This is a genomic window from Mycoplasma sp. 1890, assembly GCF_053851615.1.
The window spans coordinates 21,225-47,487 of record NZ_JBSQAZ010000004.1 but is presented as its reverse complement, the minus strand read 5'-3'; the positions used below and the strand labels follow the sequence as shown (position 1 = coordinate 47,487).

General features: G+C 27.0%; 25 protein-coding genes and 1 other RNA gene. 10 read left to right on the top strand and 16 right to left on the bottom strand.

Annotation, left to right across the window (positions count from 1 at the left end; all coding sequences use genetic code 4):
• The first annotated feature begins 347 nt into the window (after nucleotides 1-347).
• Complete coding sequence (gene rplK / locus ACWXVO_RS01420; RefSeq protein WP_438340820.1) at nucleotides 348-791, top strand: 50S ribosomal protein L11; 444 nt, start codon at nucleotides 348-350, stop codon at nucleotides 789-791.
• The gene (rplA, locus tag ACWXVO_RS01415; RefSeq protein WP_438340819.1) at nucleotides 791-1,483 is read left to right on the top strand and encodes a 50S ribosomal protein L1; all 693 of its coding nucleotides are present in this window, start codon (nucleotides 791-793) and stop codon (nucleotides 1,481-1,483) included. The genes rplK and rplA overlap by 1 nt, the downstream gene beginning before the upstream one ends.
• A gap of 110 nt (nucleotides 1,484-1,593) precedes the next feature.
• Here rplA and eno read toward each other — a convergent pair whose 3' ends face one another.
• A complete protein-coding gene (gene eno, locus ACWXVO_RS01410; RefSeq protein ID WP_456002105.1) occupies nucleotides 1,594-2,970 on the bottom strand; it encodes a phosphopyruvate hydratase in 1,377 nt (458 codons plus the stop codon).
• Between the two features lie 150 nt (nucleotides 2,971-3,120).
• Between eno and ACWXVO_RS01405 the strand changes: the two genes are divergently transcribed.
• The gene (locus tag ACWXVO_RS01405; RefSeq protein WP_438340817.1) at nucleotides 3,121-3,822 is read left to right on the top strand and encodes a hypothetical protein; all 702 of its coding nucleotides are present in this window, start codon (nucleotides 3,121-3,123) and stop codon (nucleotides 3,820-3,822) included.
• A 48-nt stretch (nucleotides 3,823-3,870) separates the two neighbouring features.
• A complete protein-coding gene (gene tig / locus ACWXVO_RS01400; protein ID WP_444705116.1) occupies nucleotides 3,871-5,304 on the top strand; it encodes a trigger factor in 1,434 nt (477 codons plus the stop codon).
• Between the two features lie 418 nt (nucleotides 5,305-5,722).
• On the opposite strand, the gene hpt is transcribed toward tig, so the two are convergent.
• The 13 genes from hpt to ruvA all read right to left on the bottom strand — a co-directional run bounded on the left by hpt (nucleotide 5,723) and on the right by ruvA (nucleotide 19,246).
• Nucleotides 5,723-6,277, bottom strand: coding sequence for a hypoxanthine phosphoribosyltransferase (gene hpt, locus ACWXVO_RS01395; RefSeq protein WP_438340815.1), 555 nt, complete (start codon nucleotides 6,275-6,277; stop codon nucleotides 5,723-5,725).
• On the bottom strand, nucleotides 6,247-6,918 hold the full coding sequence (locus ACWXVO_RS01390; protein ID WP_456002102.1) for a deoxynucleoside kinase: 672 nt from the start codon (nucleotides 6,916-6,918) through the stop codon (nucleotides 6,247-6,249). The genes hpt and ACWXVO_RS01390 overlap by 31 nt, the downstream gene beginning before the upstream one ends.
• Nucleotides 6,919-7,076: 158 nt before the next feature.
• Nucleotides 7,077-7,949 carry a tetrahydrofolate dehydrogenase/cyclohydrolase catalytic domain-containing protein gene (locus ACWXVO_RS01385; protein WP_456002099.1) on the bottom strand — a complete coding sequence of 291 codons (873 nt, stop codon included), beginning with the start codon at nucleotides 7,947-7,949 and terminating at the stop codon, nucleotides 7,077-7,079.
• 2 nt (nucleotides 7,950-7,951) lie between these two features.
• Nucleotides 7,952-8,128 carry a DUF2188 domain-containing protein gene (locus tag ACWXVO_RS01380; protein WP_438340812.1) on the bottom strand — a complete coding sequence of 59 codons (177 nt, stop codon included), beginning with the start codon at nucleotides 8,126-8,128 and terminating at the stop codon, nucleotides 7,952-7,954.
• A 623-nt stretch (nucleotides 8,129-8,751) separates the two neighbouring features.
• Nucleotides 8,752-9,145: a transfer-messenger RNA gene (ssrA, locus tag ACWXVO_RS01375) on the bottom strand.
• A 1-nt stretch (nucleotide 9,146) separates the two neighbouring features.
• Nucleotides 9,147-9,578, bottom strand: a complete 432-nt coding sequence (smpB, locus tag ACWXVO_RS01370) for an SsrA-binding protein SmpB (RefSeq protein ID WP_438340811.1) — start codon at nucleotides 9,576-9,578, stop codon at nucleotides 9,147-9,149.
• Between the two features lie 31 nt (nucleotides 9,579-9,609).
• On the bottom strand, nucleotides 9,610-11,754 hold the full coding sequence (rnr, locus tag ACWXVO_RS01365; RefSeq protein WP_456002096.1) for a ribonuclease R: 2,145 nt from the start codon (nucleotides 11,752-11,754) through the stop codon (nucleotides 9,610-9,612).
• A gap of 12 nt (nucleotides 11,755-11,766) precedes the next feature.
• A complete protein-coding gene (gene secG / locus ACWXVO_RS01360; RefSeq protein WP_438340809.1) occupies nucleotides 11,767-12,009 on the bottom strand; it encodes a preprotein translocase subunit SecG in 243 nt (80 codons plus the stop codon).
• 14 nt (nucleotides 12,010-12,023) lie between these two features.
• A complete protein-coding gene (aspS, locus tag ACWXVO_RS01355; RefSeq protein WP_438340808.1) occupies nucleotides 12,024-13,697 on the bottom strand; it encodes an aspartate--tRNA ligase in 1,674 nt (557 codons plus the stop codon).
• A 1-nt stretch (nucleotide 13,698) separates the two neighbouring features.
• Nucleotides 13,699-14,958, bottom strand: a complete 1,260-nt coding sequence (gene hisS, locus ACWXVO_RS01350) for a histidine--tRNA ligase (RefSeq protein ID WP_456002093.1) — start codon at nucleotides 14,956-14,958, stop codon at nucleotides 13,699-13,701.
• A gap of 15 nt (nucleotides 14,959-14,973) precedes the next feature.
• Nucleotides 14,974-17,616 carry a protein translocase subunit SecDF gene (gene secDF, locus ACWXVO_RS01345; protein WP_455994008.1) on the bottom strand — a complete coding sequence of 881 codons (2,643 nt, stop codon included), beginning with the start codon at nucleotides 17,614-17,616 and terminating at the stop codon, nucleotides 14,974-14,976.
• 87 nt (nucleotides 17,617-17,703) lie between these two features.
• Nucleotides 17,704-18,651 (bottom strand): Holliday junction branch migration DNA helicase RuvB, encoded by a 948-nt coding sequence (gene ruvB / locus ACWXVO_RS01340; RefSeq protein ID WP_456002090.1) that lies wholly within the window; start codon nucleotides 18,649-18,651, stop codon nucleotides 17,704-17,706.
• A complete protein-coding gene (gene ruvA / locus ACWXVO_RS01335; RefSeq protein ID WP_438340804.1) occupies nucleotides 18,635-19,246 on the bottom strand; it encodes a Holliday junction branch migration protein RuvA in 612 nt (203 codons plus the stop codon). Before ruvA ends, ruvB begins: the two co-directional genes overlap by 17 nt.
• Before the next feature lie 111 nt (nucleotides 19,247-19,357).
• Here ruvA and ACWXVO_RS01330 point away from each other — a divergent pair, with 111 nt between their 5' ends.
• The 3 genes from ACWXVO_RS01330 to ACWXVO_RS01320 all read left to right on the top strand — a co-directional run bounded on the left by ACWXVO_RS01330 (nucleotide 19,358) and on the right by ACWXVO_RS01320 (nucleotide 21,721).
• On the top strand, nucleotides 19,358-19,906 hold the full coding sequence (locus ACWXVO_RS01330; RefSeq protein WP_438340803.1) for an inorganic diphosphatase: 549 nt from the start codon (nucleotides 19,358-19,360) through the stop codon (nucleotides 19,904-19,906).
• A gap of 140 nt (nucleotides 19,907-20,046) precedes the next feature.
• A complete protein-coding gene (locus tag ACWXVO_RS01325; protein WP_438340802.1) occupies nucleotides 20,047-20,427 on the top strand; it encodes a hypothetical protein in 381 nt (126 codons plus the stop codon).
• A gap of 184 nt (nucleotides 20,428-20,611) precedes the next feature.
• On the top strand, nucleotides 20,612-21,721 hold the full coding sequence (locus ACWXVO_RS01320) for an MHO_1580 family protein (RefSeq protein WP_456002087.1): 1,110 nt from the start codon (nucleotides 20,612-20,614) through the stop codon (nucleotides 21,719-21,721).
• A 148-nt stretch (nucleotides 21,722-21,869) separates the two neighbouring features.
• On the opposite strand, the gene nadE is transcribed toward ACWXVO_RS01320, so the two are convergent.
• Nucleotides 21,870-22,637, bottom strand: a complete 768-nt coding sequence (gene nadE / locus ACWXVO_RS01315) for an NAD(+) synthase (protein WP_456002084.1) — start codon at nucleotides 22,635-22,637, stop codon at nucleotides 21,870-21,872.
• A gap of 139 nt (nucleotides 22,638-22,776) precedes the next feature.
• On the opposite strand from nadE, the gene efp reads away from it, so the two are divergent.
• From efp to ACWXVO_RS01300, 3 genes are read left to right on the top strand one after another with little or no spacing between them, the layout of a single operon-like run.
• Entirely contained in the window at nucleotides 22,777-23,334 is a 558-nt protein-coding gene (gene efp, locus ACWXVO_RS01310) for an elongation factor P (RefSeq protein ID WP_438340799.1), read from the top strand.
• Nucleotides 23,334-23,645, top strand: coding sequence for an MMB_0454 family protein (locus tag ACWXVO_RS01305; protein ID WP_444705108.1), 312 nt, complete (start codon nucleotides 23,334-23,336; stop codon nucleotides 23,643-23,645). The genes efp and ACWXVO_RS01305 overlap by 1 nt, the downstream gene beginning before the upstream one ends.
• Nucleotides 23,638-25,479, top strand: a complete 1,842-nt coding sequence (locus ACWXVO_RS01300) for a hypothetical protein (protein ID WP_456002081.1) — start codon at nucleotides 23,638-23,640, stop codon at nucleotides 25,477-25,479. The genes ACWXVO_RS01305 and ACWXVO_RS01300 overlap by 8 nt, the downstream gene beginning before the upstream one ends.
• Before the next feature lie 16 nt (nucleotides 25,480-25,495).
• Here the strand turns inward: ACWXVO_RS01300 and ACWXVO_RS01295 are convergent, their stop codons facing one another.
• Nucleotides 25,496-26,203 carry a pseudouridine synthase gene (locus ACWXVO_RS01295; RefSeq protein ID WP_438340796.1) on the bottom strand — a complete coding sequence of 236 codons (708 nt, stop codon included), beginning with the start codon at nucleotides 26,201-26,203 and terminating at the stop codon, nucleotides 25,496-25,498.
• Nucleotides 26,204-26,263: the final 60 nt, after the last annotated feature.

The following is a 26,263-nucleotide window of genomic DNA, read 5'->3' as shown; positions in this document are numbered from 1 at the left end:
TGGTCTTATTTCACAAAGAGAAATAGATTTAATGCGATCAATTAATGAAGATTTAGAAAAAATAAGAAGAGATATAAATAAAATTGTAATTTTATAATAAATTATTCTATTCCTAAAAGTAGAGCTATTTTTTTATATTTTTTTATTAGAAATTATGCAAAATGTATAATTAAACAAATTCAAAATATCGGTGGCTCATTTTTCACGCTAATTAATGAAATATAATGAGTTTATTTTAATAAAATAAGTTATTTGCTATAATTTCTAGGTGCAATGTAAAATTGCCTAAAAAGTGGAAGAATTTATTAATTCGTTTGAACCACAATTATCGAAAGGATTTTTTAAAAATGGCAAAGGAAATAGTAAAAAAAGCTAAATTACAATTTTTAGCTGGACAAGCCAAACCGGGCCCTGCATTAGCAGGTGTTGGTATTAACATGCCTGAATTTACTAAAGCTTTTAACGACCAAACAAGAGATAGAGGTTCGGAACCGGTTCCTGTATTAATTACAGTTTATAAGGATAAATCATTTATTTTTAAATTATTTACCTCACCAACATCATATAAATTGATTCAAGCTTCAAAAATTAAAAAAGGTAGTGGAGTTCCAAACAAAGAAAAAGTTGGTTCAATTACTTTGGAACAATTAAAAGAAATAGCGGAATATAAAATGCCAGATATGAATGCAATAACTCTAGAAGGCGCTATGCATCAGGTTGCTGGAACTGCTAAAAATATGGGTATTACAGTTGAAGGTTATGAAGAATGACTAAAAGGAAGTGCTAACTAATGGCTAAGAGAGTTACAAAGAACGCTAAAGTTTTAAAAACATTAGTTAACAAAAAAGATATTTACCCTTTAGCAGATGCAATTGAATTAGCTAAGAAAGCTTCATTTGCAAAATTTGACGAATCATTAGATATTGCTATTAAATTAAATTTAGACACAAGAAAATCAGACCAACAACTACGTGGAGCTGTAGTGCTACCAAATGGTACTGGTAAAAGCATTAAAGTTTTAGTGGCTACTGATGAAGTTTCAGCGCAAAAAGCAGCATTAGAGGCTGGGGCAGACTTCGTTTATTCATCTTCAGAACTACCAGAAATTTTAAATCAAGATAAATATGAATTTGATGTGATTGTTGCCGATCCAAAAATGATGCTTGTTTTAGGAAAATATGGTAAAAAGCTTGGTCCAAAAGGTTTAATGCCAAACCCAAAGACAGGAACAGTTACAACAAATCCAGTTAAAGCTGTTGAAGAATTGAAAAAAGGTAAAGCAAATTACCGTGCTGATAAGGGTGGAATTATCCATGCCTCGGTTGGTAAAAAATCAATGCCTACTGAATTGTTGGCTCAAAATGCTGAAACCATAATTCAAACAGTTAAGAGATTAAAACCACAAACTGTTAAGGGAACATATGTTTTAAACATTGTAGTTTCTACTTCAATGGGTGCTGCTGTTAAAGTGAAAATCGATTAATTTGTTTTAAAAAAACTTGGCTTTTTGGCTAAGTTTTTTTAAAACAAAAATAATAAAATTAGACCAAACCCATAACAATTGGGGATTAGGTCTAATTTTATTTTGATATATTATTTTAAATTATAAAATGTTTCTCTTCCTTTAAACTTAGCTCTATTACCTAGCTCATCTTCGATTTTTATTAATCTGTTATATTTAGCAATTCTATCAGTTCTTGACATTGAACCAGTTTTTATTTCTCCGGTGCTAAATGCTACTGATAAATCAGCGATAAATGTATCTTCTGTTTCACCAGAACGGTGTGAGATCACAGGAACTAAATTAGCTTCTTGAGACATCTTGATTGCTTTAATTGTCTCTGTTAATGAACCAATTTGGTTAATCTTAATTAATGAAGCATTAATTGCTTTTTTAGTAATAGCTTCCTTTATATATTGAGGATTTGTTACAATTAAGTCGTCCCCTACTAACTGAACCTTTTCACCATACTTCTCATTCATTGCAATAAAACCGTCCCAATCATCTTCATGGTGTGAATCTTCAATTGAAATGATAGGGTATTTATTAATCAATTTACCAAAGTAATTCACAAGTTCTTTAGTTGTAAATTCGTATTTATTTTTAGCATATTTTTCAAAACCAGCTCTTTTATCTAATAATGCCTTCTTAAATTTCTTAAATATATACTTCTTCGTCTCTGAATCATATAGTTCCGAACATGCAGCATCCAAGCAAATTGCAATCGAATTTACGCCTTCTGTTGCAGGATTAAAACCAGCATCCTTAATTGCTTTAACAAGAAAATCAAGTGCTTCCTCATGGGTATGTAAATTAGGTGCAAAACCACCCTCATCACCTACTTGTGTTCCGTGTCCTGCCTTCTTAAGTAATTTAGCTAATGTATGAAATACTTTATTTGCCATTTGCAGAGAGTGTTTAAATGATTTAGCCCCTACCGGCATAATCATGAATTCTTGAAAATCAATGGTATTTGAAGCGTGTTCACCACCGTTAATAACATTTAACATCGGCACCGGCAAAGTAAATGAACTTGCACTAATTTGTTTTAAAGAAGCCAGATATTCATATAATGGCTTTTTAGCTTCGATTGCAGCTGCTTTTGCGCATGCTAGAGATACAGCTAAAATTGCATTGGCACCAAATTTTGATTTTGTTGGAGTACCATCAGCATCAATCATAATATTATCAATCAACTCTTGATTTTTTACATCATGCCCAATTAATAAACTAGCTATTTCATTATTTATATGATCGCAAGCACTTTGAACACCCTTTCCACCAAATCAATTATCTTCATATTTTGTTCCTTTATCACGTAGTTCTAAAGCTTCCTTTGATCCAGTTGATGCGCCCGATGGCACTAGAGCTTCAGCGAAAGCTTTTTTAGTGGTTATCTCAACCTTAACTGTTGGATTCCCTCTACTATCTAAAACTTCATATGCATATATTTTCTTAATTTTAGACATTCCTATTCTCCTTAAAAATTCTTTAAAAATAAAATTAATTTTCGTCATCTAATAACGTTAATTTTTTTATATATAAATTATAAAATTATTTATTAATTTAGAAGCAACATTATTTATTTTAATAATGTTAATAGTGTAAAATTTTATATTATGGATTTAATAGAAAAAGAATTTAATGATTTCATTGATAAAATAACAGAAATAAGATATGACGACCCGCTCAAAGCAATTTATCTCTTAGATAACTCGAGAAATAAATTTGTTATTGATGCAATGCAAAAAGAAATTGATGCTTTCAGAAATACTATATTATTTCAGATTAAAAAAAACAATTTAAAAACAAAAACCAATTTAGATACTTTATCACTAATTAATTCATTAAAAAACAAAAAAATGGATTATATTTTTATGCTTAACTATAATGAATTAAAAAACCGAGATATAAATGAATATCTATCTGAATTTCAATTCTTTTTTAATGGAGATGGTTTTGACAACGGAGGATTTCAAACGCTAATATATGATTTATTGCAAACAAAGAATGTTGATTACAATTACAAAGTTAATAATATAATAATTAATCCTAAAATAGATGGTTCATTTTTAAAAAATGAGGCAATTGCTAAACTGGAAAAAGAAATATTAACAATTTACAGCAATGATGTAGCAAAAAGCAAAATCGCCAGACAAGTATTCAGTGCATATTTATTCAAAAATTGAATTAATATTTTAAAAAATAAAACTATTAGCGAATATGAAGAAATAATCAACGTTACTAAGGTTTTATTTGGCGAAAGTGATGAAAATTCACTATCAGATAATGAAAAATCATTATATTCATTATTTAAATAAATAATGTTATAATAATAACAATATTTTTTATTCAAGGAGAACAAAAAAATGTCAAGAAAATTCAATGAGGAAAATACCGAATTAATTATCGATTATACCATTAATGGCGAGGAGTGAACCAAGGCCTATGAAAAAGCCCAAAAATCATTAGCTAATGATGTTACAATTCCTGGATTTCGAAAAGGTAAAGCCCCTTTAAAAGAAGCTCTAAAAAGAGTTGATCCATTTAAAATTTTTAATAAAGTAATTCATGATAAATTTGATGATGTTTATAAAAATCATATAATTACTCAAATTAAAGACGAAGATAAAATTATTAATGATTATCACCCTAGTTTTGATGTTAGTGATTATTCTGACCAAGGTGCCACATATGTATTTAGATTCCCTCTATTTCCTAATGTAAATTTAGGTGAATATAAGAAACTTAATACTAAGTTAAACATTGCAAACATTGATAAAAAGATGATTGAAGGTACCAAAGAAACAATTCTAAAAAATTACGCTGTTTCCATTGAATCTAATGAACCAATAAAAATGGGTGATAGTGTAAATTTTGATTTTACTGGTTACATTAATGGGGAAAAATTTGAAGGCGGAGAAGCTGAAAAATTTGACATAGTAATAGGATCAAATCAATTCATTCCTGGCTTCGAAGAACAAATGGTCAATCTAAATCGTGGTGAATCAAAAGATATAAATCTTAAATTCCCTGAAACATATCATGCAAAAGAATTGGCTGGAAAAGATGTAGTCTTTAAAGTAAAAATTAATTCAGTTAAAACAAATAATTACCCAGAGGTAAATGATCAATTCTTAAAAGAAGCAAAAATAAATCCATTAGTAAACACTATCGAACAATTTAATGAATATGTTGAATTTGAAGCAACAAAAGCAGTTTTACAAGTAGCTTCGCAAACCTACACAGATGAAGCAATCAACGAAATCATCAAGAACTCTTCAATAACAATTTCTAACATAATTATTAATGAAGAAGCTGAAAAATATTATAAAAGTTTTATTCAACAACTAAAACAAAAAGGGATTAGCGAAAGAGATTATTTTGAATTCACAAAAACCAATAAAGAGGATGTTCTAAAAACATATCAAGATGAAGCCTTTAAAAATCTTTTTAAATCATTTGTTTTAGGAAAAATTGTAGATGAGGAAAATCTACAAATCACTGATGAAGAATATGAAAATAAGGTTAATGAAATAGCTAAATCATATAATTTAAAACCAGAACAAATAAAAACCTTCGTTTCAAAGAAATCATTGGAACAAAATGAACTACCACATAAAATTTTTACTTTACTAGTTCAATTTAGCGATTCTGAAAATTATGAAAAATATAGAAAATTAGAAGAAAATATAAAACAATATGAAAAGAATGTTGAACAAGCTATTGTTAAAATGGTACAATCAAAACCTAAGGACAATGATAAAGAATCAACAACTAAGGCTGACAAGGCTGAAAAATAGATAAACGCAAAAATAAAAATGCAAGATTAAATTCTTGCATTTTATAATTTCTTTTAATTATTCAGCAATGAGTGTATGCTTTGTGTATCAAGCAACAACCCTTTGTGGCAAGATAAAGAAAGTATAAAAACCAAATGTTACAATACTTAATAGTCATCATTTAATAAATGAATCAAATAATTTGTCCACCTCTTCCATCAGATTTCAATCTTCTAGCGCTTATAATGGTGTGGTTTGCAATAAATTTTTGTCTTGCACAATAAACTCATGGTATAGCAATTCCTAATGTAAAAACAAGTGATAAAATAATTCCTCAACGGAATAAAAAAAACTGTAAAAAATCAATTTTTTAATGCTGAAACCTCATATATTGAAGAAGGCTCATTTTTGTTTGTTTTTTTCCTTTATTTAATTACAATTAAATAATACTTTTTTTAATTGTACCTATATAAGGCAGCTGTCTCATTTTTTCTTCTCAATCAAAACCAAAGCCAACAACAAAGTCTTCTTTTTGAATAATAAAACCATAATTATCAGGCTCAAATTCCACAATTCTACCACTAGGTTTATTTAATAAAGTAAGGACCTTAAGACTCTTAGGATTTCTAGATTTCAAAATTGACACAACCTTAGTCATAGTTTTTGCTGTATCGACAATATCTTCAACTATTAACACATCACGACCCTCGATATTATTAACAAGATCAAGAATTATCTTAACATTTCCTGATGGTTTGTCTTTCCCATCATATGAACTAGTTATCATAAAATCCGTAATAAAATCTATGTTAATTGTTTTTATCAATTGAGCGTAAAACGGTAAGCATCCTTTTAATAAACCGACAAGAATTAAGTTATTTGAATTTTTATATGTTTCATTAACTCAATTGCTTAGTTCAATTATTTTTGATTCCAATTGTTCTTGGTTGAAAAGAACTTTTTCTATTCGTGGATCAATTGTCTTAACTGCCATTGTTTTTCCTCTTCATCAATAATTTTTACTACTTGCTTATATACCTCATCCTCAGATAAATTGTTTGTATCGATAATTTTGTAATTAAGTTGAAAATCATCAGCAAGTTCTTTAAAAATTTTATAATAATTTTCATGCAAGTTCTTGAAATAATCGTAATTAAGATCTCAATTATCTATTTCAATAGCTCTCCCTCGCTCAAAAATTCTTTTCTTAAAAGTATCAAAACTTATATCAAGAAATATTACTAAGTCCGGTAATTCGCTTTTTGTAATTAACTTAGAAAATAAGGCTTTGAAGCCATCAAAATATTTAGGTTCCTTTTTGCTAAGAATTAACTTAGCAAAAATATAATGTTCAATAGAAAATCTATCCAAAAACAAATGCCGATCTATATCGGGTTTATCTTGCAATTTATTATAAATTTCCATAAATTTTGCTGAATGGTTTTCAATAATAAAACTTTGAAAACTAATAGTTAAATTTTGTTTCTTCTCATATAATCACTTTAAAAAAGTATTGAATACCTCATCATTTTCTTCAAATTCATTCAGTAGTAAAGAATTTTTATAATGATTAGCTAATTTGGAAGAAAGCGAACTTTTTCCCGCAGCAATCATTCCACTTATTCCTATTATCATAAAGACCCCCTAAATAAGAAAACTAAAAATATTTAAATTATTTTACTAAATGTTGTAATCAAAAAATAGTAAAAAAATAAAAAATAGCAATTTGTGTAATATGCTATTTTTTTATAAAAAAACAGTTAATAATTATATTAAAAAACATATAAAGTTAATTATAAATCTATCAATATTTTTGATAAAAAATTTGAATCGTTTTGCATATCATATGCCTTAACCAAATTAAGCATTAAGGCAATGATAGTCATGGGTCCAACACCGCCAGGTACTGGAGTTAAATATGATATTTTGTTATTTATCTTAGAAATATCAATATCACCGACAATTAAACCATTTATTCGATGTATTCCTACATCAATAAGGACAACATTATCCTTTAATTTTATTCCGTCCAGGCAGCCACGGCAGCCAGTTGCTACAACAACTAAATCATTCAATAATAAATCGTCCTTCGGAGTATTAATATCATATCTTCTTACATGAGACCCATTTTGCTCAAAATAATCAGCAAGCGGCTTTCCAACTATCTTGCTTTGACCGACAACGGCAATATTCATATTATTAAAATTAATTTGGTATTTTTTTAATAATATAACAACACCAAGAGCTGTAGCAGGGAGAAATGAATTAAAATTAGTTAGAAAATTTGCTTCTTGATTCCATTGTGTCAAACCATCAATGTCCTTAGTTATATTAATGCAATTAAGTAAATCTTGTAGATTTTTGACTTTATCCGTTTGCAAAGGAAGCTGAACTAAAAAACCGGTTGTTTCTTTGTTCAGAATATCAATACTATGCTTTATTTCTTCTTCTGATACGTTTCTATTTAATTTTATTAATTTTGTTTTAAACCCAAGGAAATGAGCAATATTTAATTTATGCTTTATATATATATTAGATTCCTCAAGATCACCAACCTGTAATACACCTAAAATTGGCATTTTATCTTCTGCCATGTTTTCAAATTGCTTTTTTATTTTAGTTTGTATTTCTTCCTTAGTTTTTTTACCATCTAAAATATTGTACATTTTTATACTTTTCTAAATGCACCAGTCTTACTTTGCACATTAATTGACGTTGTATCCTTCAATGATTTTGCATAATCCATAGCTTCTTTTTGCGTTTTAAAAACTCTCAAAGCTCTTTGACCTTTTGGGTTTTTTACTGCCCATCCATCAGGATGATTTACGACTAATCTCACTGCCATTATTTTTCCCCTTTTATTTTAAGATTTACAATAAAAATACTTTATATATTATAAAATCATACATTATTTTTTAATTAAAAATAAGCTATTTTATTTAAAAAAAATAAAAAAACTTTTTTTGTTATTAATATATTTTTTTATCAAAAAACCGGATTAAATTATTTTCTAAACTTTACATCAAAAAATAACAATAAAATAGGTTTTTACGATAATTGTAAAATTTAACTTAACAATTCGGCAAGATTACAATTGTTATTTTGAAATAAAGCCACCACAAATTAATAATTTCATAAATTTATTTATTTGCTAAATACCTTAATATTTTAAAATTTGCTATTTCCCAAAATTTTAAAAGGCCATTTCTTTCGATATCTTTTGAGTTTTTTGTAAATTGAAAAAAATAAATTTTAAGCAGTTTTTTCTAATAATGGCGACTCTTTAACTTTCTGCATCTATCATTTTACTTGACGTTGGTATATCGGTGATTCCTCTTATTTAGTTATTAATATTGCTATTTGTCTAATAAAAATTTTTACTATAATTTTTATCTAATTATTTTTATAATTGATTCTTAACATAAACAAAAACATGATGCCAAGGCATCATGCTAGTGTATTTACATTTGGTGGAGATGCGGGGAATTGAACCCCGGTCCATACATTGTAATATTTCAATATCTACAGTTTATTCTATTTTTATGCTAAACCAGTTTTAATTAAAATAGAAAAAAAATTAAAAGGGTGTCAGTTTATTTGAGTCATTCAGCCCTTAACTGAAACAGTACTGAATCAAGCCCAAGACAACAAAATTCTTAAATGCGGGCCACATTATAAGATTTTGACCAGATTTTAATTAAGCAAATACTGGATTTAATTGACGATTCATAACGTTTGTCATGAAGTAGTCTTTTTCTTTTTTGTTTTCTAAGTTTGCATTTAAAAAAGCCTAGAAGTATTATGGTTTACAAGACCACTGCAATTGAAATACGTAAATATTTGTCGAAGCCATTACATCCCCGTTAATATATTTTTCTAAGGTTTCTTTTTAGCTCTTCTTGTTTAATTTTTTCACGTTTATCGTATTTTTTTAATCTTTTAGCCAAAGCAATTTCAACTTTTATATAATTGTTCACTCAATAAATCGAAAGGGGAACCATTATTAAGCCTAATCTATCAATTAAATTACTTATTCTCAAAATTTCTTTTTTATGCATCAATAATTTTCTTGATCTATCCAATTCGCCCTTAACTAGCATATATTGAGAAATATACAAATTATTAATCCAAACTTCATTTTTGTTGCTAATAGAGCAAAAAGCATTATCCATTTTTGCATTTTGTGCCCTCAAACTTTTTACCTCTCAACCAAGTAATGAAATTCCTGCTTCATAAGTACTATGAATCTCATAATCAAATTTAGCAAATTTATTTTTTATAATTAACTTTGGCATAAATAATATTATAAGATCAAAAAAAGAAATATTAACACAAAGACGCATTAATATTTCCCTTTTCTCTTTCAATCCCAATAATTTTTATTTTATAATTATGGCCAACCTTGAATAAAAGGCGGTCGCCTTTAGCTTCATAATTGGAAATTTTTATAACATTATCATTCAAATCTTCAAATCTTATTAAAACACTTGTTTGATATTCGTTAATATTAAAAAATACTCCAAATTTTTCAATAGAAACGGCCGTAGAAACAAATGTCTTATTGATTAGTGATTCAAAATATTCAGCTTTTCTAATATCAACAATTTCTCTTTCAACAGTCATTGCCGTTCTTTCACTTTCAGAATTCATAAGCGCAATTTGTTCAATTTTACTAGATTCCTCCGAAAACTGTTCATCGCTAATTTTTTTACGAGCAAACAAATATTTCTTAATTAAACGATGCAATAATAGATCAGGATATCTTCTTATTGGTGAGGTAAAATGTGAATAATATTTAGAAGCAAGACCAAAATGACCGATATTTTTAGATGAATATACTGCTTTTTGCATTGTTCTAAGAAAAGCATTTTTTATATAATCATCCAATCCTTTTTCTTTTAGTTTATTTACCATTTTTGAAAAACTTAATGGGTTTCCATCAAAAGGTACCAATATATTATTTAAATGTGCAAATTTAATAAGTTCTTGAAGCTCAAAAAGCTTATCATCAGATGGTTTATCATGAACACGATATATTGAAGGAATATGGTTTTCAAACATCATTTCTGCTATTGTTTCATTTGCTCTAACCATAAAATCTTCAATCATATTTTCACTTTCGCCATCCTCTCTTATTTTGATGTCTACTACTTTATTATTTTCTATAATTAACTTTGGTTCCTTAATTTCAAAATTAACATAACCTTCTTTGATCTTATATTGTCGAATAATTTTTGATATTCTTTGCGAATCATCCATTAATTTTTTTAATTCTAACGATACATTTATCTTTTTATTAAAATAATCATTCACTTCATTATAAGTTAGGCGATAATTAGAATTAATTACACTTTCATAAATATCTTTTTTAACATTATTACCTTCTTTATCTATTTCTAACTCAAGTGTAATAGTACATCTATCGACATTAGGGTTTAATGAACAAATTCCATTAGATAATTCATAAGGTAACATAGGTATAACCTCACCTGGCAAATAAATTGATGTACCCCGAAGCAATGCCTCACTATCAATTTTGCTTCCTTCTTTTACATAATAAGAAACGTCCGCAATATGAATATAAAGTTTTGTATTACCATTAGGTAACACAAAACATGATATTGCATCATCAAAATCCTTTGTATCTAGACCATCAATAGTAACAGTTAATAAACTGCGTAAATCTTTTCGTTGTTTAATTTCATGATCACTAACAGATGTAGGCATATTGGAAGCTTCTAGAAGAACACTATCATTGAATTTCTGGCTAACTTCATTTTCTGCGAGAATTTTAGCAAATGGAAATTCAAAAGAATTAATATTTGTAATAATTCTATTAAACTTAATAGCAATATTTTTTTCATTTGGTTCTAAAACAAAAACCTCAACAACATCATCTCTATTTATATTTTTAGGTATATTCATTAAATTAAAAATCTCAAACTTTCCTTTATCTCGATCATTTGATGCTTCGAAATAAATCTTCCCATTATGCGATCTTAAGAAATTTCCTATCAAAATATTTTTTTTATGTTTTAATAGTTTTGTAATTTTTGCCTTATATAACAATTCATTTTGATCGTTATAATAATAGAAAATTTTGGCCTCTATTAAATCACCATCAAGTAGATTTCTTGTTTCAAATGGAAATAAAATTGCAGATTTTTTCTTCGATTCATCATTAGCGTCAATAAAATCAATAAAACCTAATCTTTTATTAGTTATTGCAACAATATCTTCGACCATTGTAAGATAAAAAATAGGAATATAGGAACCATCCCTCTTGTATTCGATTTTTTCGTTTTCTTCCAATTTTTTAAGTATTAATGATAAATCAGTATTTAATGATGGATGTATGTTTAATTTCTTTACAATTTCCAAAAAACTTAAACCTTGTGGATGAGATTGAATGAATTTTAATATCTCAACTGAGTCTAATTTTTTAACATTTTTAAAAAATTTATTGTTCATTATATGTAAGTTTTAACCTTGCTGTCAAACAACGCGCAAAATAATTGCAAATATAAACATTAAAATACCTAAGGAAATCATCGACCATTTAAGAACTTTTTTAATTCCGCGTTCTTTTGAAATTTTAAATAGGTCAAGATCATTGCTACCAACAAGTGCACCGCTAAAACTATTAGAATCTGGGGCCATCATAAACGATATTCCTATAATACCTAAGGATATTATTAAAAGAATTACAACTAATGCTCATACCATAATATTATTTTCTCCTAACTTTTAATTTCTATCCCATACTCAGCAAGTTGATCTTTTGTTAATTCTGATGGCGCTGAAGTAAGCAAATCTACACCTTTTGCGTTTTTTGGAAAAGCAATAACATCCCTTATAGATAATGATTTAGTTAAAATCATTAAAACTCTTTCAATACCAAATGCAATGCCACAATGCGGTGGTAGGCCGTATTCAAATGATTTTAAGAAGAAGCCAAATCTTGATTGTTGTTCTTTTCTTGATATTTTTAAAATATCAAAAATCATTTTTTGAATATTGAGATCATGAATTCTAATCGATCCAGAACCTAGCTCAAAACCGTTTAAAACTAAATCATATGATTTAGCTCTAACCTTATTAAACTCATCATTTTTCAGATAATGAACAGTAGATTCATCAAATTGAGTAAACGGATGATGTGCAGGAGCATAAGAATTAGTTTCCTTATCAAATTCAAACATTGGCCAATTAACTATTCACAAAAAGTTTAATTTATTTGGATCTGCTAACTTATATAGCTCATTCAATAGCGTTCTTATTGCACCCAAGGCTTTTAAAACATTTTCTTCATCGTTACCGGCCGATATTAAAGCGATCGGGTTTGATAAATGAGTTGACTCTTTTTTTGTTGCAAGGTGTTTGCTAACTTCACATGATGGACAAGTTAAATCTAATGTTTCAAAAAACTCGCCACCATTCTTATAAAAAATTTCATTAATTATATCAATATGCTCATTAACATCCCGGTCAAATATTATACCCTTTACATATTTCATTCCGAATTTATCACTCAATTCCTCTGAATAATCTTGAATTAAATATGGATATCTTGTGTCGGGTTTATCGTTTCCATAATGTTTCATTGAGTATTCGAAATCCATTCGTGGAAATTTTGTTTCAATATTATAGCCTAATTTTCCCAGAACTTCTGCTCACATTTCCTCACATAATGCAAAGATTTCTTCCTCCGACCCAAAAGACATTTCAATATCTAATTGAGTAAATTCTGGTTGTCGATCCTTTCTTAAATCCTCGTCTCTAAAAACTCTTGCTAGTTGAAAATATTTTTCAACACCTCCAGCCATCAATAATTGTTTAAATAATTGAGGTGATTGAGGTAGTGCAAAAAACCTTCCTTTTTTTCTTGTTGGCACCAGGTAATCTCTTGCGCCTTCTGGAGTTGATTTAGCTAAAATAGGTGTTTCAACCTCAATAAAACCTTTCTTATCGAAAAAATTTCTAATATAAAGCGATAATTTATGTCTAATTTTAAGATTGTTCAATACTTTTTTATTTCGAATATCCAAAAATCTATATTCTAGACGTAAATCCTCATTTGCAGAATTATTCTTATCATCTTCAATATCAAAAGGGATTTGTTTAGATGAATTAAGAATTTGATATTCATTAACTAAAACTTCAATTTCACCTGTTTTTAAGTTTGCATTAGCATCAAGGCGCTTCTTAACGATACCATTAACCTTAATGCAACTTTCCTTGGTTAAAAGTGGGTCAGAAATATTAACAAACACCAATTGAATGATACCGCTAGAATCTCTCAAATCAACAAACATTTGATTCTTAAATTTTCTCTTAGTTGCCACTCAACCAAACAGTTCCACACTATTACCTATATTATTTATATCTAAATCTGCACAATATATTTTCTTCATTTTATATTACATCCTTTATTATCTCTTGAAATTGTTTGATGTCATGGTATTTATGAATAATTTCAATATCTTTAATTTTTATTTTTATTTCTTGATGTTTCGAATTTAATTCCTTAAATATGAGCATTCTAGGTTTTAATTGATAATTTAATTTAAAAAGTTGTTTAATTGAGCATTTTTCATTAATAAATTCAATGTTGTACTCTTTTCTTAAATCATAAGCGATTTTTAATATTTCATCTTTTTCGTGATCATTTATATAACCTATAAGAATATCTAAATCTTCTTTTATCTCTTCGTATTTGTCAATGTTATAAGCAATTATGTTAGATATTCTATCAACGCCGAAAGCGAACCCGATCGATCCGATCATAGGGCCGCCGAAAGATTCAACCATTCCATCATATCTGCCACCAGCAAGAATTGTTGATTTCGAACCAAGAGCCTTCGAATCTGAAACAAATTCAAAGACAATATCTGTATAATAGTCCAATCCTCGCACTAAATATGGATTAACCTTATATCTAATATTAAATTTATCTAGCAAAATTAACAACTCATTAAATTCCTGCTTTTCATTATAACTTAAGAAATCAAGTAATTTAGGAGCATTCATTACAAATTCTTTTTTATTTTCCTCTTTATCATCAAGAATTCTAAGGGGATTTTTTTCTAATCTAATTTTTGAAATTTCACTTAGTTGATCTCTGTATTTTAAAAAGTAATCCTTTAAGTATGCAATATATTTATTTCTGCTTTCAATGCTACCAAGATTATTAATTTCTAAAATAGAATCATTTATTTTTAAATCATTTAAGAAATCATTAGCAAATTTAATTGCCTCAAAATTAGAGAGAACTGATTTTTTTTCGATTAATTCAATTCCACCTTGAATAAATTGTCTATATCTACCCTTCTGTGGTCGCTCATATCTAAACATAGGACCAAAGTAAAATAATTTTGCCTTTGTAAAATTATTTATCTTATTTTCGATATATGCTCTAATAACTGATGCTGTGCCTTCAGGCCTTAAGCTAATAGTTCTATTGCCGTTATCGCGAAAAACATACATTTCTTTTGTTACAATATCACTAGTTTCACCAGCTGCTCTTATAAAAAGATTATAGTCTTCAATGATTGGTGTTTCAATAAATTGGAAATTATATTTTTTGCTTATTCCCTCAAAAGTCTTACGAATAAAATTTAGTATTTTAGCCTCTTTATTATAAATATCCTGTGTGCCTTTTAATCTTTTGAACATATATTCCTCACTAAATTACATCGAAAAATCATTAATACCAATAAAGGTTTGCTCTTGGATTTTTTCTGTTTTTCAAAAATCATTTTCAATTCTTTTGTGTTTATTTTTATATCTTAAATTAATTAAATGTTCTAATAGTCTTGGAATAATAAACATGTTTAAATATCAAGTAAATAACAATGCTAATTGAAGTGAAAATATTGCATTAAACGATACACTCACAAGCAAGAATGGAGCTGATGATAATAATACAAATCCCAAAATAACATTAAATGTTTGAATAGTAAAGGTATCACTTATTAATATTTTGATAATATTATGAACCTGGGTTGGATTATAAATAAAGTTCTTGGTATTAGTATCTTTTAAAATTTCATCTTTTATGATTGATGAATTGATTACCGAATCAACAATATTGATAAACGAAACAAATAATAAACCGTCAAACACAAAATTATCAATTTTAGTTCTAAAGATAATGAATATCCCTAACACTAAACCAATCAAAAGAATTTGTTTTACTATAAAAATAACTGCTGATTGCATTGAATATCTAACTGTGATATATATGAATATGCAAATATTGGTTAATAGCATTAATAGAGAGATTCAGGCAGTTGAATACCCGATGCTGTTATTTCCTAAAGCATTAGAGCTAGTTACTAAAGTAACATCTGCATAATTCTTTGAATTAAATAACTTTAGCAATTCGTTGTTTATTAAATTGCTCATATCCATATTAGAATAAATTAATAGCGAATTTAATCCGTTTTCACTTGCTTTTACTTTCTCGATTAAAACACCTTCATTATGAGAAATAATAAAATTTTGCAATTCATTTAATATAGTAGTTTGTCCACTAATATCAACGCCATTTTTGAAATTTAAACCAACACTATAAATAAACTTAAATTTTAAATTAGAATCGACATTAAAACCTAATAATGCTGACTTTTGTATTCCAGAAAAGGAACCAAATATTAATATTGACACCATAAGAATAGCGATAATAGGAATAATAAGTAGTCTTACTTTAAAGAAATTATTAATCTTTAAAGTAAATTTATGTATTTTTTTATTTGCACTTAAAAGCAAATACTTCTTATTATCAAACGATTCGGTTTGAATTATAAGTCTAAACAATATGGTATTTAAACCAATAACAATAAAAGAAATTAACAAAGCGCCAATGCCCATTAACGCACCAATAGTTGAAGAATGATTAATATTTAAATAGAAAGCCAAAATGGCCCCAATGCCTATAACAGCTACTACATCAAGTCCAGATATCAATGACCTTTTTGTCGCCTTATTTATAGCTTTGTTAGTATTCGAACCTTCCTTAATTTCCTTTGCAAAGATGTGCAATTTTCTAATTAATAAACTAAATGCAATAAATAGTAACATAATTGCTGTTAGTCCAATTATTGAATTTATAACTACACCAAAAGCAGTTATGATTGATAAAAATACAAATATCAAGAATGCCAACGTAACACTAGCAGTTACACCAAGTAGTCTGTACTTTATTAATAAAAATAGTGACATAACGGCTCACATAACAACTATAGCAATGATATATGAATCAAATTGTCTATATGATTTAGTAATAAAATAAGAAGTTTGTTTTTCTAATTTAAATGGTGTATATGAGAAATTAATTAAAGAAGTTAATTGTTTATTTGAATAACCATTAGAAATATTATTAATTAAGTAAAATATTGAATCACGTTTTTTTGATGAAATCAATGAAATAGGAGATATTGCAGAAATTAAATATCTTTGGGCATTAATTGAATATTTTAAGCTTGGTTTTAACGTCTTTAATACTTTTCCGTCCTTATCGCGTGTAACATCATCACCTGCTTTATTATTGGCATATGCATAATTAACAGGATTATTTTTTGCTCTATCTCAATTTTCTCTATCATTTTGAATGGCATTTTGAATGAATTCATCCAAATTTAACCAAAAGTATACTTTTGAGCTAGGGTCATCTTGACCTTGTCCTTGTTGTTGAAAACCTCTTATAAAATAATCATATGCAAGGTGTGTAAATTGATCTCATGCATAACTATTCAATTTAATTTGAATTCTATCTGCATAACCCTCAGGTATTTTATCACTTGCGGGATTTGGATCTAAATCCATGTTAAAATTTTGAGACCCTTCATCAATGAGCTCTTTCAACCCATGGAATGAACTTTCATTACCTTGATATCTACCTTTATAAAATAATGGATTACCATTATGATCGGTAATTGTTAAATTAGGTTTTTTAATTAATGAGTCTAAAAGCTGTTTTTGGGATTTATCATCAGTTGCTGACAAATCTTTTACTTCAATAAGATTATTAGACAATAAATTAACATCATAGTTAGAAGTTAATTTATCACCTTTTTCTTGAAGGTACTGCTTTACAATATCTGCAATTTTATTTGGTTGTAATTCGTTTTTAGAACTTGTTTGGTTGCTATTTTTTTGAATTTTTAAAACTGTTTTAGTTCCGATAATTTCATTATTAGTACGATTAAATTTATTCAATGTTGGTGTTAAATAAAAAATAGAACCAAAAATAAATGCTAACAACATCCCAATAAATATAAAAATACTAAAAACTCATTTTATTGCAGGGCTAATTTTATTTTTTTTATTCATAGGTACAATTATATAATAATTGTTATATTTTGAATATATTTTAATAGTTATAAAGTTTTAAATATAAAAAACATAAAAACTTATTAGTTATTTATTAATTGATTTTAGATATTCAATTCCGTCGCTGGTTATTCTTCGACCCCTAACAGTTTTTTCAACGAACTTTTTTACTAAAATAATAGGTTCTAAATCATTAATTATTGTTACCTTATCATCTTTTAAAATTGAACTTATAGTATCTAAAGAAGCACTTTTATTTTTAAATACATTTTTTAAAATACTCAAATATTCAACCTGAAAAATATTTAATCCCCCGGGATATATATCTAGATACTCAAATGATTCCTTTACCAAACTTGCTTCTATTTGATTTAAGTTTCGAAATAATGCAAAGTCATAAACTCTTTTTAATAAGTTGTTAGCAATCCTTGGAGTAGATCGACAGTTTCTTGCTATCTCCTCAATTGCATCTGGTGCGATTATAATGTTATTTCTATTGGCTGAATTACTGATTATCTCTTTAATTTCTTCGTTACTATAAGGCAATAATTTTCCGATATATCCAAATCTATCTTTTAGTGGATTTGATACTAAATTAAATTTTGTAGTAGCCCCTATTAATGAGAACTTATTTAAATTTAATCTCATTATTTTCATATCACCTTCAACACCAACAGGCAAATCAATAACATAATCTTCAATGGCAGAGTATAATAATTCCTCAATATTCTTATTTATACCATGAATTTCATCAATAAACAGAATATCATTTTCACGCAACGAAGAAAACAAAGTTAATATATCACTTTTCTTTTGAATCAGGGGCCCTTGCACATAAATGATGTTACTTTGAGTCTCATTAGCAATTATTTGAGCTAAGGTAGTTTTCCCTAATCCTGGTGGCCCGTAAAATAATAAATGGTCAATAGGCCTTTTTTGTTTTAGTGCTGAGTTTATCATCACTTTTAAAGTAGATGTAATCTTATTTTGCCCAATAAAATTATCAAAACTTTTTATTCTAAATTCTTGCTTCATTTTGTTTTTGACTAATTATTTTAATTGCATTTTCAACAGATTCTTCAATATTGCTCGTTAATTCCATATTATCAAGAGCAAGTCTGATCTGATTATTTTTGAATCCTAACATTTTCATTGTTTCTTCAAATTCTTTTAAAACTGTGTTGTTTTTTGAAACTTTATTGAATTTTTGCATTTCTTCATCACTCATCTTTGAAATAAATTTAATATATTTATCCTTTAAGGTCAATAAAATTGCATTAGCAATCTTTGGCGATACATAAGGTACCTTTATTAACTCTTCTTTATTAGAGTTTGCAATATAATTAATAATATTTTCTCAACCTGAATTTAATATTGAAATAGCAGTTTTAGGGCCTAATCCTTGCAATGAAATTAAATCCTCAAAAACTACCATTTCTTTAAAATTGTCAAATCCATATGTCACCCTAGAATATTCATTGTTTATTTCAGATATAAATATTTTTCTCACCTCCCCTGCTTTAAATCTACTCATTTGTGGCGCATAAATAAGTTCACCTCTACCATTGTGGTCTAAAATAAAATAATTTGTATTTGTGTGTACAATTTTTCCGTATAAATAAATTGTCATTTTTTTCTTCCTCCTGGATTCAAATATAAGTGCGAAATTTTAAAAATCATCGACTTTAAGAAAAAATAGGGAAATTTTTTAGAAAAAATAAAAATTGATAAAATTTTATTTATGAAAAATGTAATAGTAAATATAGAAATTCCTAAAAATTCAAATATTAAATATGAGTATGATCGAAAAACCAAAAAAATAAAAGTTGATAGAATTTTGCGTGAAGGTTTTAGATATCCAGCAAACTATGGTTACCTTTCAGAAGCACTTGATTGAGATGGCGATGAACTAGATGTCTTAGTTTATTCACCTGAAATTTTTATGCCAGGTGTCTCAGTTGAAGCCAGAATTATTGGAGCAATGAAAATGATTGATTCAGGTGAAACTGATACTAAATTAATCGCTGTTCATGCTGATGATTATCGTCTTGATCACATTAAATCATTAGATGACTTGGATAAAATGTGACTACATTCAGTAGAAATATTCTTTAAAAACTATAAATTCTTCAAAGGCCCAAATATTACCAGCATAACTGGATTTGAAGATGCAAAATGAGCGCAAAATGAATATAATGAATGTGTCGAATTAATGCAAAAATACGGCTCTCTTACTAAAGAGGAATTCATTAAAAAAATGAAAGAATTACACCCAGATAAATATCTATAAAATGTAGCATTGCTAAAAATGCTACATTTTTTTTGAAACTTTAAAATTTTTTTATATTTATAAATATAAAATGTTTTTTCAGTTTCATAGATTCCTATAATTCCTAAAAAAAATATTAAAATAATGGTGAAAGGTAAAAAATGAGACAAAGATTTAAAAATATCCTTATTATAAGACCAATATTATTAAAACTATTAAAGGATTTTGTGGGTTTAAAAAATGAAAATGGCAGTTTTAGATTAGAATTAGACATTACTAGACTTGAACTGGAATTATCCAAAAAAATTGCAAATTTTGAAGAACTTAGATTGCAAAGATTAGAAATTACGAGCGGATCAAAACAATTAGTTATAAAACTAATTAAAAGTCTAAGTCAATTGGACCGTTCAATATTACTAACAATTTTATTCAAAGACGATCTAAGCAACATAACTTGAAAAACCTTCAATATATCAAAATCCACATTCTATCGAAGATTAAAATTTATCGAAAGTTTATTATATTGATGTTTATTCGATTAATAAAATAGTCAAATAAAGCTTATTTGCAAAGATAGCAAATATGGCTTTTATTTATTTTGGCAAAAAATGAGAACAAAATATTTTTTTATGTAATAAAAGGTTTCAAAAGTTTCATTTATTAGCATAAAGTAAAAAATAATGGTGTACTTATTATAGCCCATGAGAGAGGCATAGAGAGGATTTAATGCTACCAATTTATAATTATTCAAACATTGAACGCCAAAAAGAAGTTGTTGAATATAAAGAGAAAATTAGTGCAACTGTCGGAACATACAATGTCGAAGATAGATGAAATTTAGACATCGGACTTACAAAAGATCAAAAATGTGAAATATTAATTTTAAGAAACCTAAAAGAGAATACATGAATTATTGAATTCACGATTCCTAAATCAGCATATGAGAATTCAAGAATTAAAATTTTGCAATTAAATAATAAGGATCTTGAAGTGCAAGATCTAGAGAAATTAGAAAATGAACGGATAAAATTTCGCATTTCAAAATATGTAGACAAAAGCGAAATAAAATTCGAAGATTTAAAGGAACTAAAGGTTAGTTTTTATAACAGGTGAAGAGCTAATTTTTATAACAAACTTTCTTTTGTTATTAATTTCAAAATAGAAAATAATGTTGTTGATTTTAATAATATTAATGTTAAAGAAAAAGATTTGAAGTTTGAGCTAATTGAATCTATAAAAATTACCTTCGATGGCGAGACTGGGGAATATACAAACATTTTCGAAAATAATGTTGCTTATGCTAATAATCTAATTTACAATATGAAGTTTTTTAACCTAAAACAAAATAATTTTTTAGAAAAAGCAATGCAACAAACGATTGAATTAAAGAGTCCAGATCAATATTACATTCCTAAAAGGCAATATCAGTTAGAATTTTTAAATAGTATCTCTATTGAAGAAGGCAATAGATTTATTACTGCTGAATTAATACCAAGAAAAACCGAAATAAACAAGTTCAAGCACACAATAGATTACTATATAAATAATAAAAATAGTTGAAATAATAAAAAGAAAGAATTTATCAGTTCCAAAACAGACGGACTTATAGGCTATCATATTTCGCCCACATTTAAAGGTAATGTTAAATTAGAATTTCAACTAAATCAAAACATCATAAATAATATTAGCAAAATTAAATATTATGACCATTTTGACAAAAAACTTTTTGATTCCAACGAGGGATTAATCAAACTTTTTTGTCAAGTTGTAAAGACAACTGATGAATATCAAAATTTATATTATTCAAATTGAAAAAAACACATAAAAACTTCATAAATTTTTTAAAATTTAGGTTCGAATTAATAAAGGCCTAAATTTTAATTTAACATTATGCCTATATATTAACTAAATTTAAAAAAAATTTATATATAACATTCATTAATTAAAAATTAATAATTTCAATGTAGTTATAAAAAAATAAATTTTATTTAAACTTTGGGCCTCTTGGAATTAACCTTCTTTTATGGCTTGTTTTTTTATGAAAATACTCAATTTTAGTTGAAATATCACTACTTATTAAAGTGTTATCCATAATATATTTTTCGAAATCATCATATGAAAAGCCAAGTTCATCTTCATCATATTGATCATTAAGCAAATTAGCAGAAGGCCTCTTATCCAAAATTTCTGTTGGTGTATTTAATAGTTTAGCCATTTCATAAATATCAGATTTAAATATATTTGCAAATGGTAATAAATCGCAACCACCATCACCTCATTTGGTAAAATATCCTAAATAATATTCATCAAAATTGTCTGTACCTAATACCAATGAGTTATTTTGTTGCGCCTTTGTATACAAAACATTCATAAAATATCGTGATTTAGTGTTGGCTTTTATTCAATCCTCCTTTAAATTAAACTTATCAGAAAAATCGTTAAATTCCTTTGTTAAATCAATTGTTTCAATCTTATTTTCAACAACTAAATTTAACTTCTTGATGTGCATTTCATTAATATCATCTGCCCTTGTTTTTAAATAATAAAAATGAGCATCTTTTTTAAAAGCTTGATAACTAATAATTGCCAAGGTTGAACTATCAATGCCGCCAGAAATTCCAAGGACAACCCCACTAGCATTAGCTTTTTTCACCTTATTTCTTATCCAATTTTGAATTTTTTTAATCATTATCAAGTATTTATTGTTTAAGTTTTTTTTATCATTATAATTATTTAATTCATTTTTTTTCATAGTAATTATTCTATTATTAATTTAGATTTTATAAATGTTTTTAAATTAATATTAATTTATTAATTTATAATTTAGATATTTTTATTATAACAATATAAAGCAAATATAATTAATAAACAATATTTTAAGGAGTTAAATTATGATAAATGTTAATGACCTAAAACCGGGTGTAACCTTTAAATTAGACGGTAATATTTATGTTGTTTTAGAAGCACAACATTCAAAACAAGGAAGAGGCCAAGCCAATGTTAAAGCAAAGGCAAAAGATCTAAGAACCGGATCGATAACTGTAAAATCTTTTACTGGTGGTGAAAAAGTAGAAAAAGCAATGATTGATAAGGTCTCAATGGACTATCTATACAATGCAGGAGATAACATTGTGCTAATGGACCAAGAAACATTCGAACAAATAGAAATACCTGTATCAACAATAAAATGAGAAGTCAATTTTTTAAAAGAAGGTATGAAGGTTATTGTTAGAAAATATGAATCAGAAGTTTTGGATATTGAATTACCAGCTAATGTTGGATTAGTAGTAACAGAAGCACCAGATGCAGTTAAAGGAAACACAGCTCAAGCCGCCCAAAAGAAAGTTACTTTGGAAACCGGTTATGTAGTCGAAACTCCTCTATTCATCAAAGAAGGAGAAACAATTTTGGTTTCAACTGAAACTGGTAAATATGTAGGAAGAGCATAATGAGCAATTTTATCTCAGTCAACACAAGAATGAATTTTGACTTCAAGGTTGAAGAACATGTTATTTATCAAGCAATAAATCAATTTTTTGAGTCTCAAGACTCAATAATTCTTACAAAAAAACCTATTATTAATATAAAAAATAGCACAAATAATATTGAGATTTTTATTTCTTACAAGTTAAAAAAAGAAGCTATATTATCATTCGAAACTAAGAACACAATATTCATGCTTGAACAAAGAATTTATTCATTAATCAATGTTAGACCAAACAATATTAACATTGTTTTTGAAGGAATTGAAAATGTTTAAAAATAGAAGAATTAATAATTTAGCTATTGATAATATCAAAATTAATTCATTAGCCCAGATAGCAAATACTAAAAATCCAAATGTAGCAATTAATATTAGCGCTGCAAAGATTTTTCATGCGCTCTTTGCTTTTCATTATAAATTTGATATAAATAATCCCCAGTGAATATCTAGAGATAGATTCATTGTTTCGTGCCCGGATGTAAATACCACCTATTACACAATTTTATATTTAATGAATCTTATTACGAAGGAAGAAATTGAAAGCATTAATAAACCAAGTTGCAAATATCATAACTATTTAAAACGCAATAACAAACTTGGTATTGACTTTTCATCAGGCAAACATGGTTGTGGTATTGCAGAGGCTGTTGGTATTGCGGTTGCTGAGGCCTTTTTATCAAGTAATTTTTCTGAAATAAATCACTTTACATATGTTTTTGCTTCAAGCAAAGATCTAGAAACAAGCATTGCGACTGAAGCTCTACAATATGCAGGATCAATCAAACTAAATAAACTAATTGTGCTATATGATTCAAACACATTATTAAATAACTTTAATTCTAAAAAGAATAGTAATGATATTAGAAAAACATATGAATCATATGGATTTAATTATATTATTTTAAAGGATGCTAATTACAAATCTATTGCAAACGCAATATCGAAAGCTAAGAAAGCAAAAAAACCAACACTTATCGAAATCAAAAGTTCAATTGTTGAATTAGCAGTTAATAATTTTAACAACTACTACAATAATAAATATTATTTAACAGTAGATGAAATTGAGGAATTCAAAGAAACAACTAACTTCAAGCGTGGTGACTTTTTTGAGAAATATCAAGAAGTGGTTGATGAGTATAAGAAAGTTATTGATTATAATAACGATTTATTTAATAAATGAACTGCTTCAGATAAATTAATTGAATTCTTGGGAGAAGATCTAAAAGAAAATGTAAATGATAACTTTATATCAAATTCAGGCGATATCTACTCTAATATGGTTGTTATCTTAAATAATATATTTGATAAATACAAAAACGCTTTCCTACTTTCTTCTTCGCTAGATCCAATAACAAGAATTAAATCAACTAACGGAGTTTTTGATTTTAACAACAAAGATGGCCGTTCTTTACTATTAGGATTAAAAAACGAGGCAATGAGTTTAATTGCAAATGGTATATTTGGACACTCAAATTTTAAACCAATAATAATTGATTCCTTATCAAATACAGACAAGTTAATTCAAGGAATCAAAAAATCTGTTAGTGATAACCTAAAGGTATTATATATTCTAAAAAATGACTTAAATTCTGTTGAAAACTCTAATATTTATTACCAAAATGAGGAACAAATAGGTATTTTATTGCAAATTCCTAATATAAAAATTTTATATCCTGGCGATCTTAATGAATTGATGGGCTCTATTGAATATTACCTTAATAAATTTAATGGCCCCGTAATCATTATAGCCAATTTTCATAGCAATTGAAATTGTGAAAAAACTTCAAAATACAAATTTCTATCAGGGTCTTATCATGTACTAAAAAATGATTCAAAATATAGCCTTTTAGCCAAAGGCAACGATCTCCAGGTTGCATTCAAAATTGCTAATAAGCATAACTTGAATTTAATTTCAATATCAAATGATGAAAATATTGCAAAATTAAATTATGATAAAAAAACGGCCATAACATTCACAAAAGATATTTCTGAAGGTTGAATGAAATATGCTAAATATAACCTCAACATAAATAACTCAAACAACAAAATTAAATCAGATTTTAATTATATTGAAAAAAATATAAAATTAATCATTAATAACAAAAGCTAGGTTCTTATATATCTACCTAGCTTTTTTTAATTTTTTTAAACCATTCCAACTCAGAGGCCGTAATATGCCTATGTTCTCCAACTCTTAAACCATCATCTGTAATAACTCCATATCTTTTTCTGTGTAATTTTTTAACAAAATTATTAACTAATAAAAAAAGATTTTTCACATGATGATTTCTACCTTCTTTAAGAACTATAGAGTAGGTTAAATCTTTAATATGTTTTATTGTTTGTTTAGAAAAAACACCATTAAGTTTTACGAAATTAGAGTTTAAAAAATTTAAATCTTTTTCACTCATTGGCTTTTCCAATGTTGCAATGTATTCTCTTTCTATATTAGATGAAGGATGGGCCAAAATATTAGCAAAATTGCCATCGTTAGAAATAATTATTACTCCTGTTGTATTAAAATCAAGCCTTCCAATTGAATAGCAATATTTATCCATTCCCATTCACTCATAAATAGTTTTTCTACCCTGCGGATCTCTTAAAGTGCAAATGGTGTTTCGAGGTTTATTAAGTAATATATAAAATTTTTTATCACTTCTTTCGATGATCTCGCCATCTATTTTAATAACAGCCTCAGCATCAACTCTCTGACCAATTTTTGCAACTTGACCATCAACTAATACTCTTTTTTGCATAATCATTTTTTCGGCCTCGCGTCGCGAACAAAAACCAAAATCCGAAATCATTTTTTGCAATTTAACCTTGTTTTCCATAATTAACAAACCCTTCAAATAACACGTTAAAAAAAATATATTTATATTATAAATATTTTG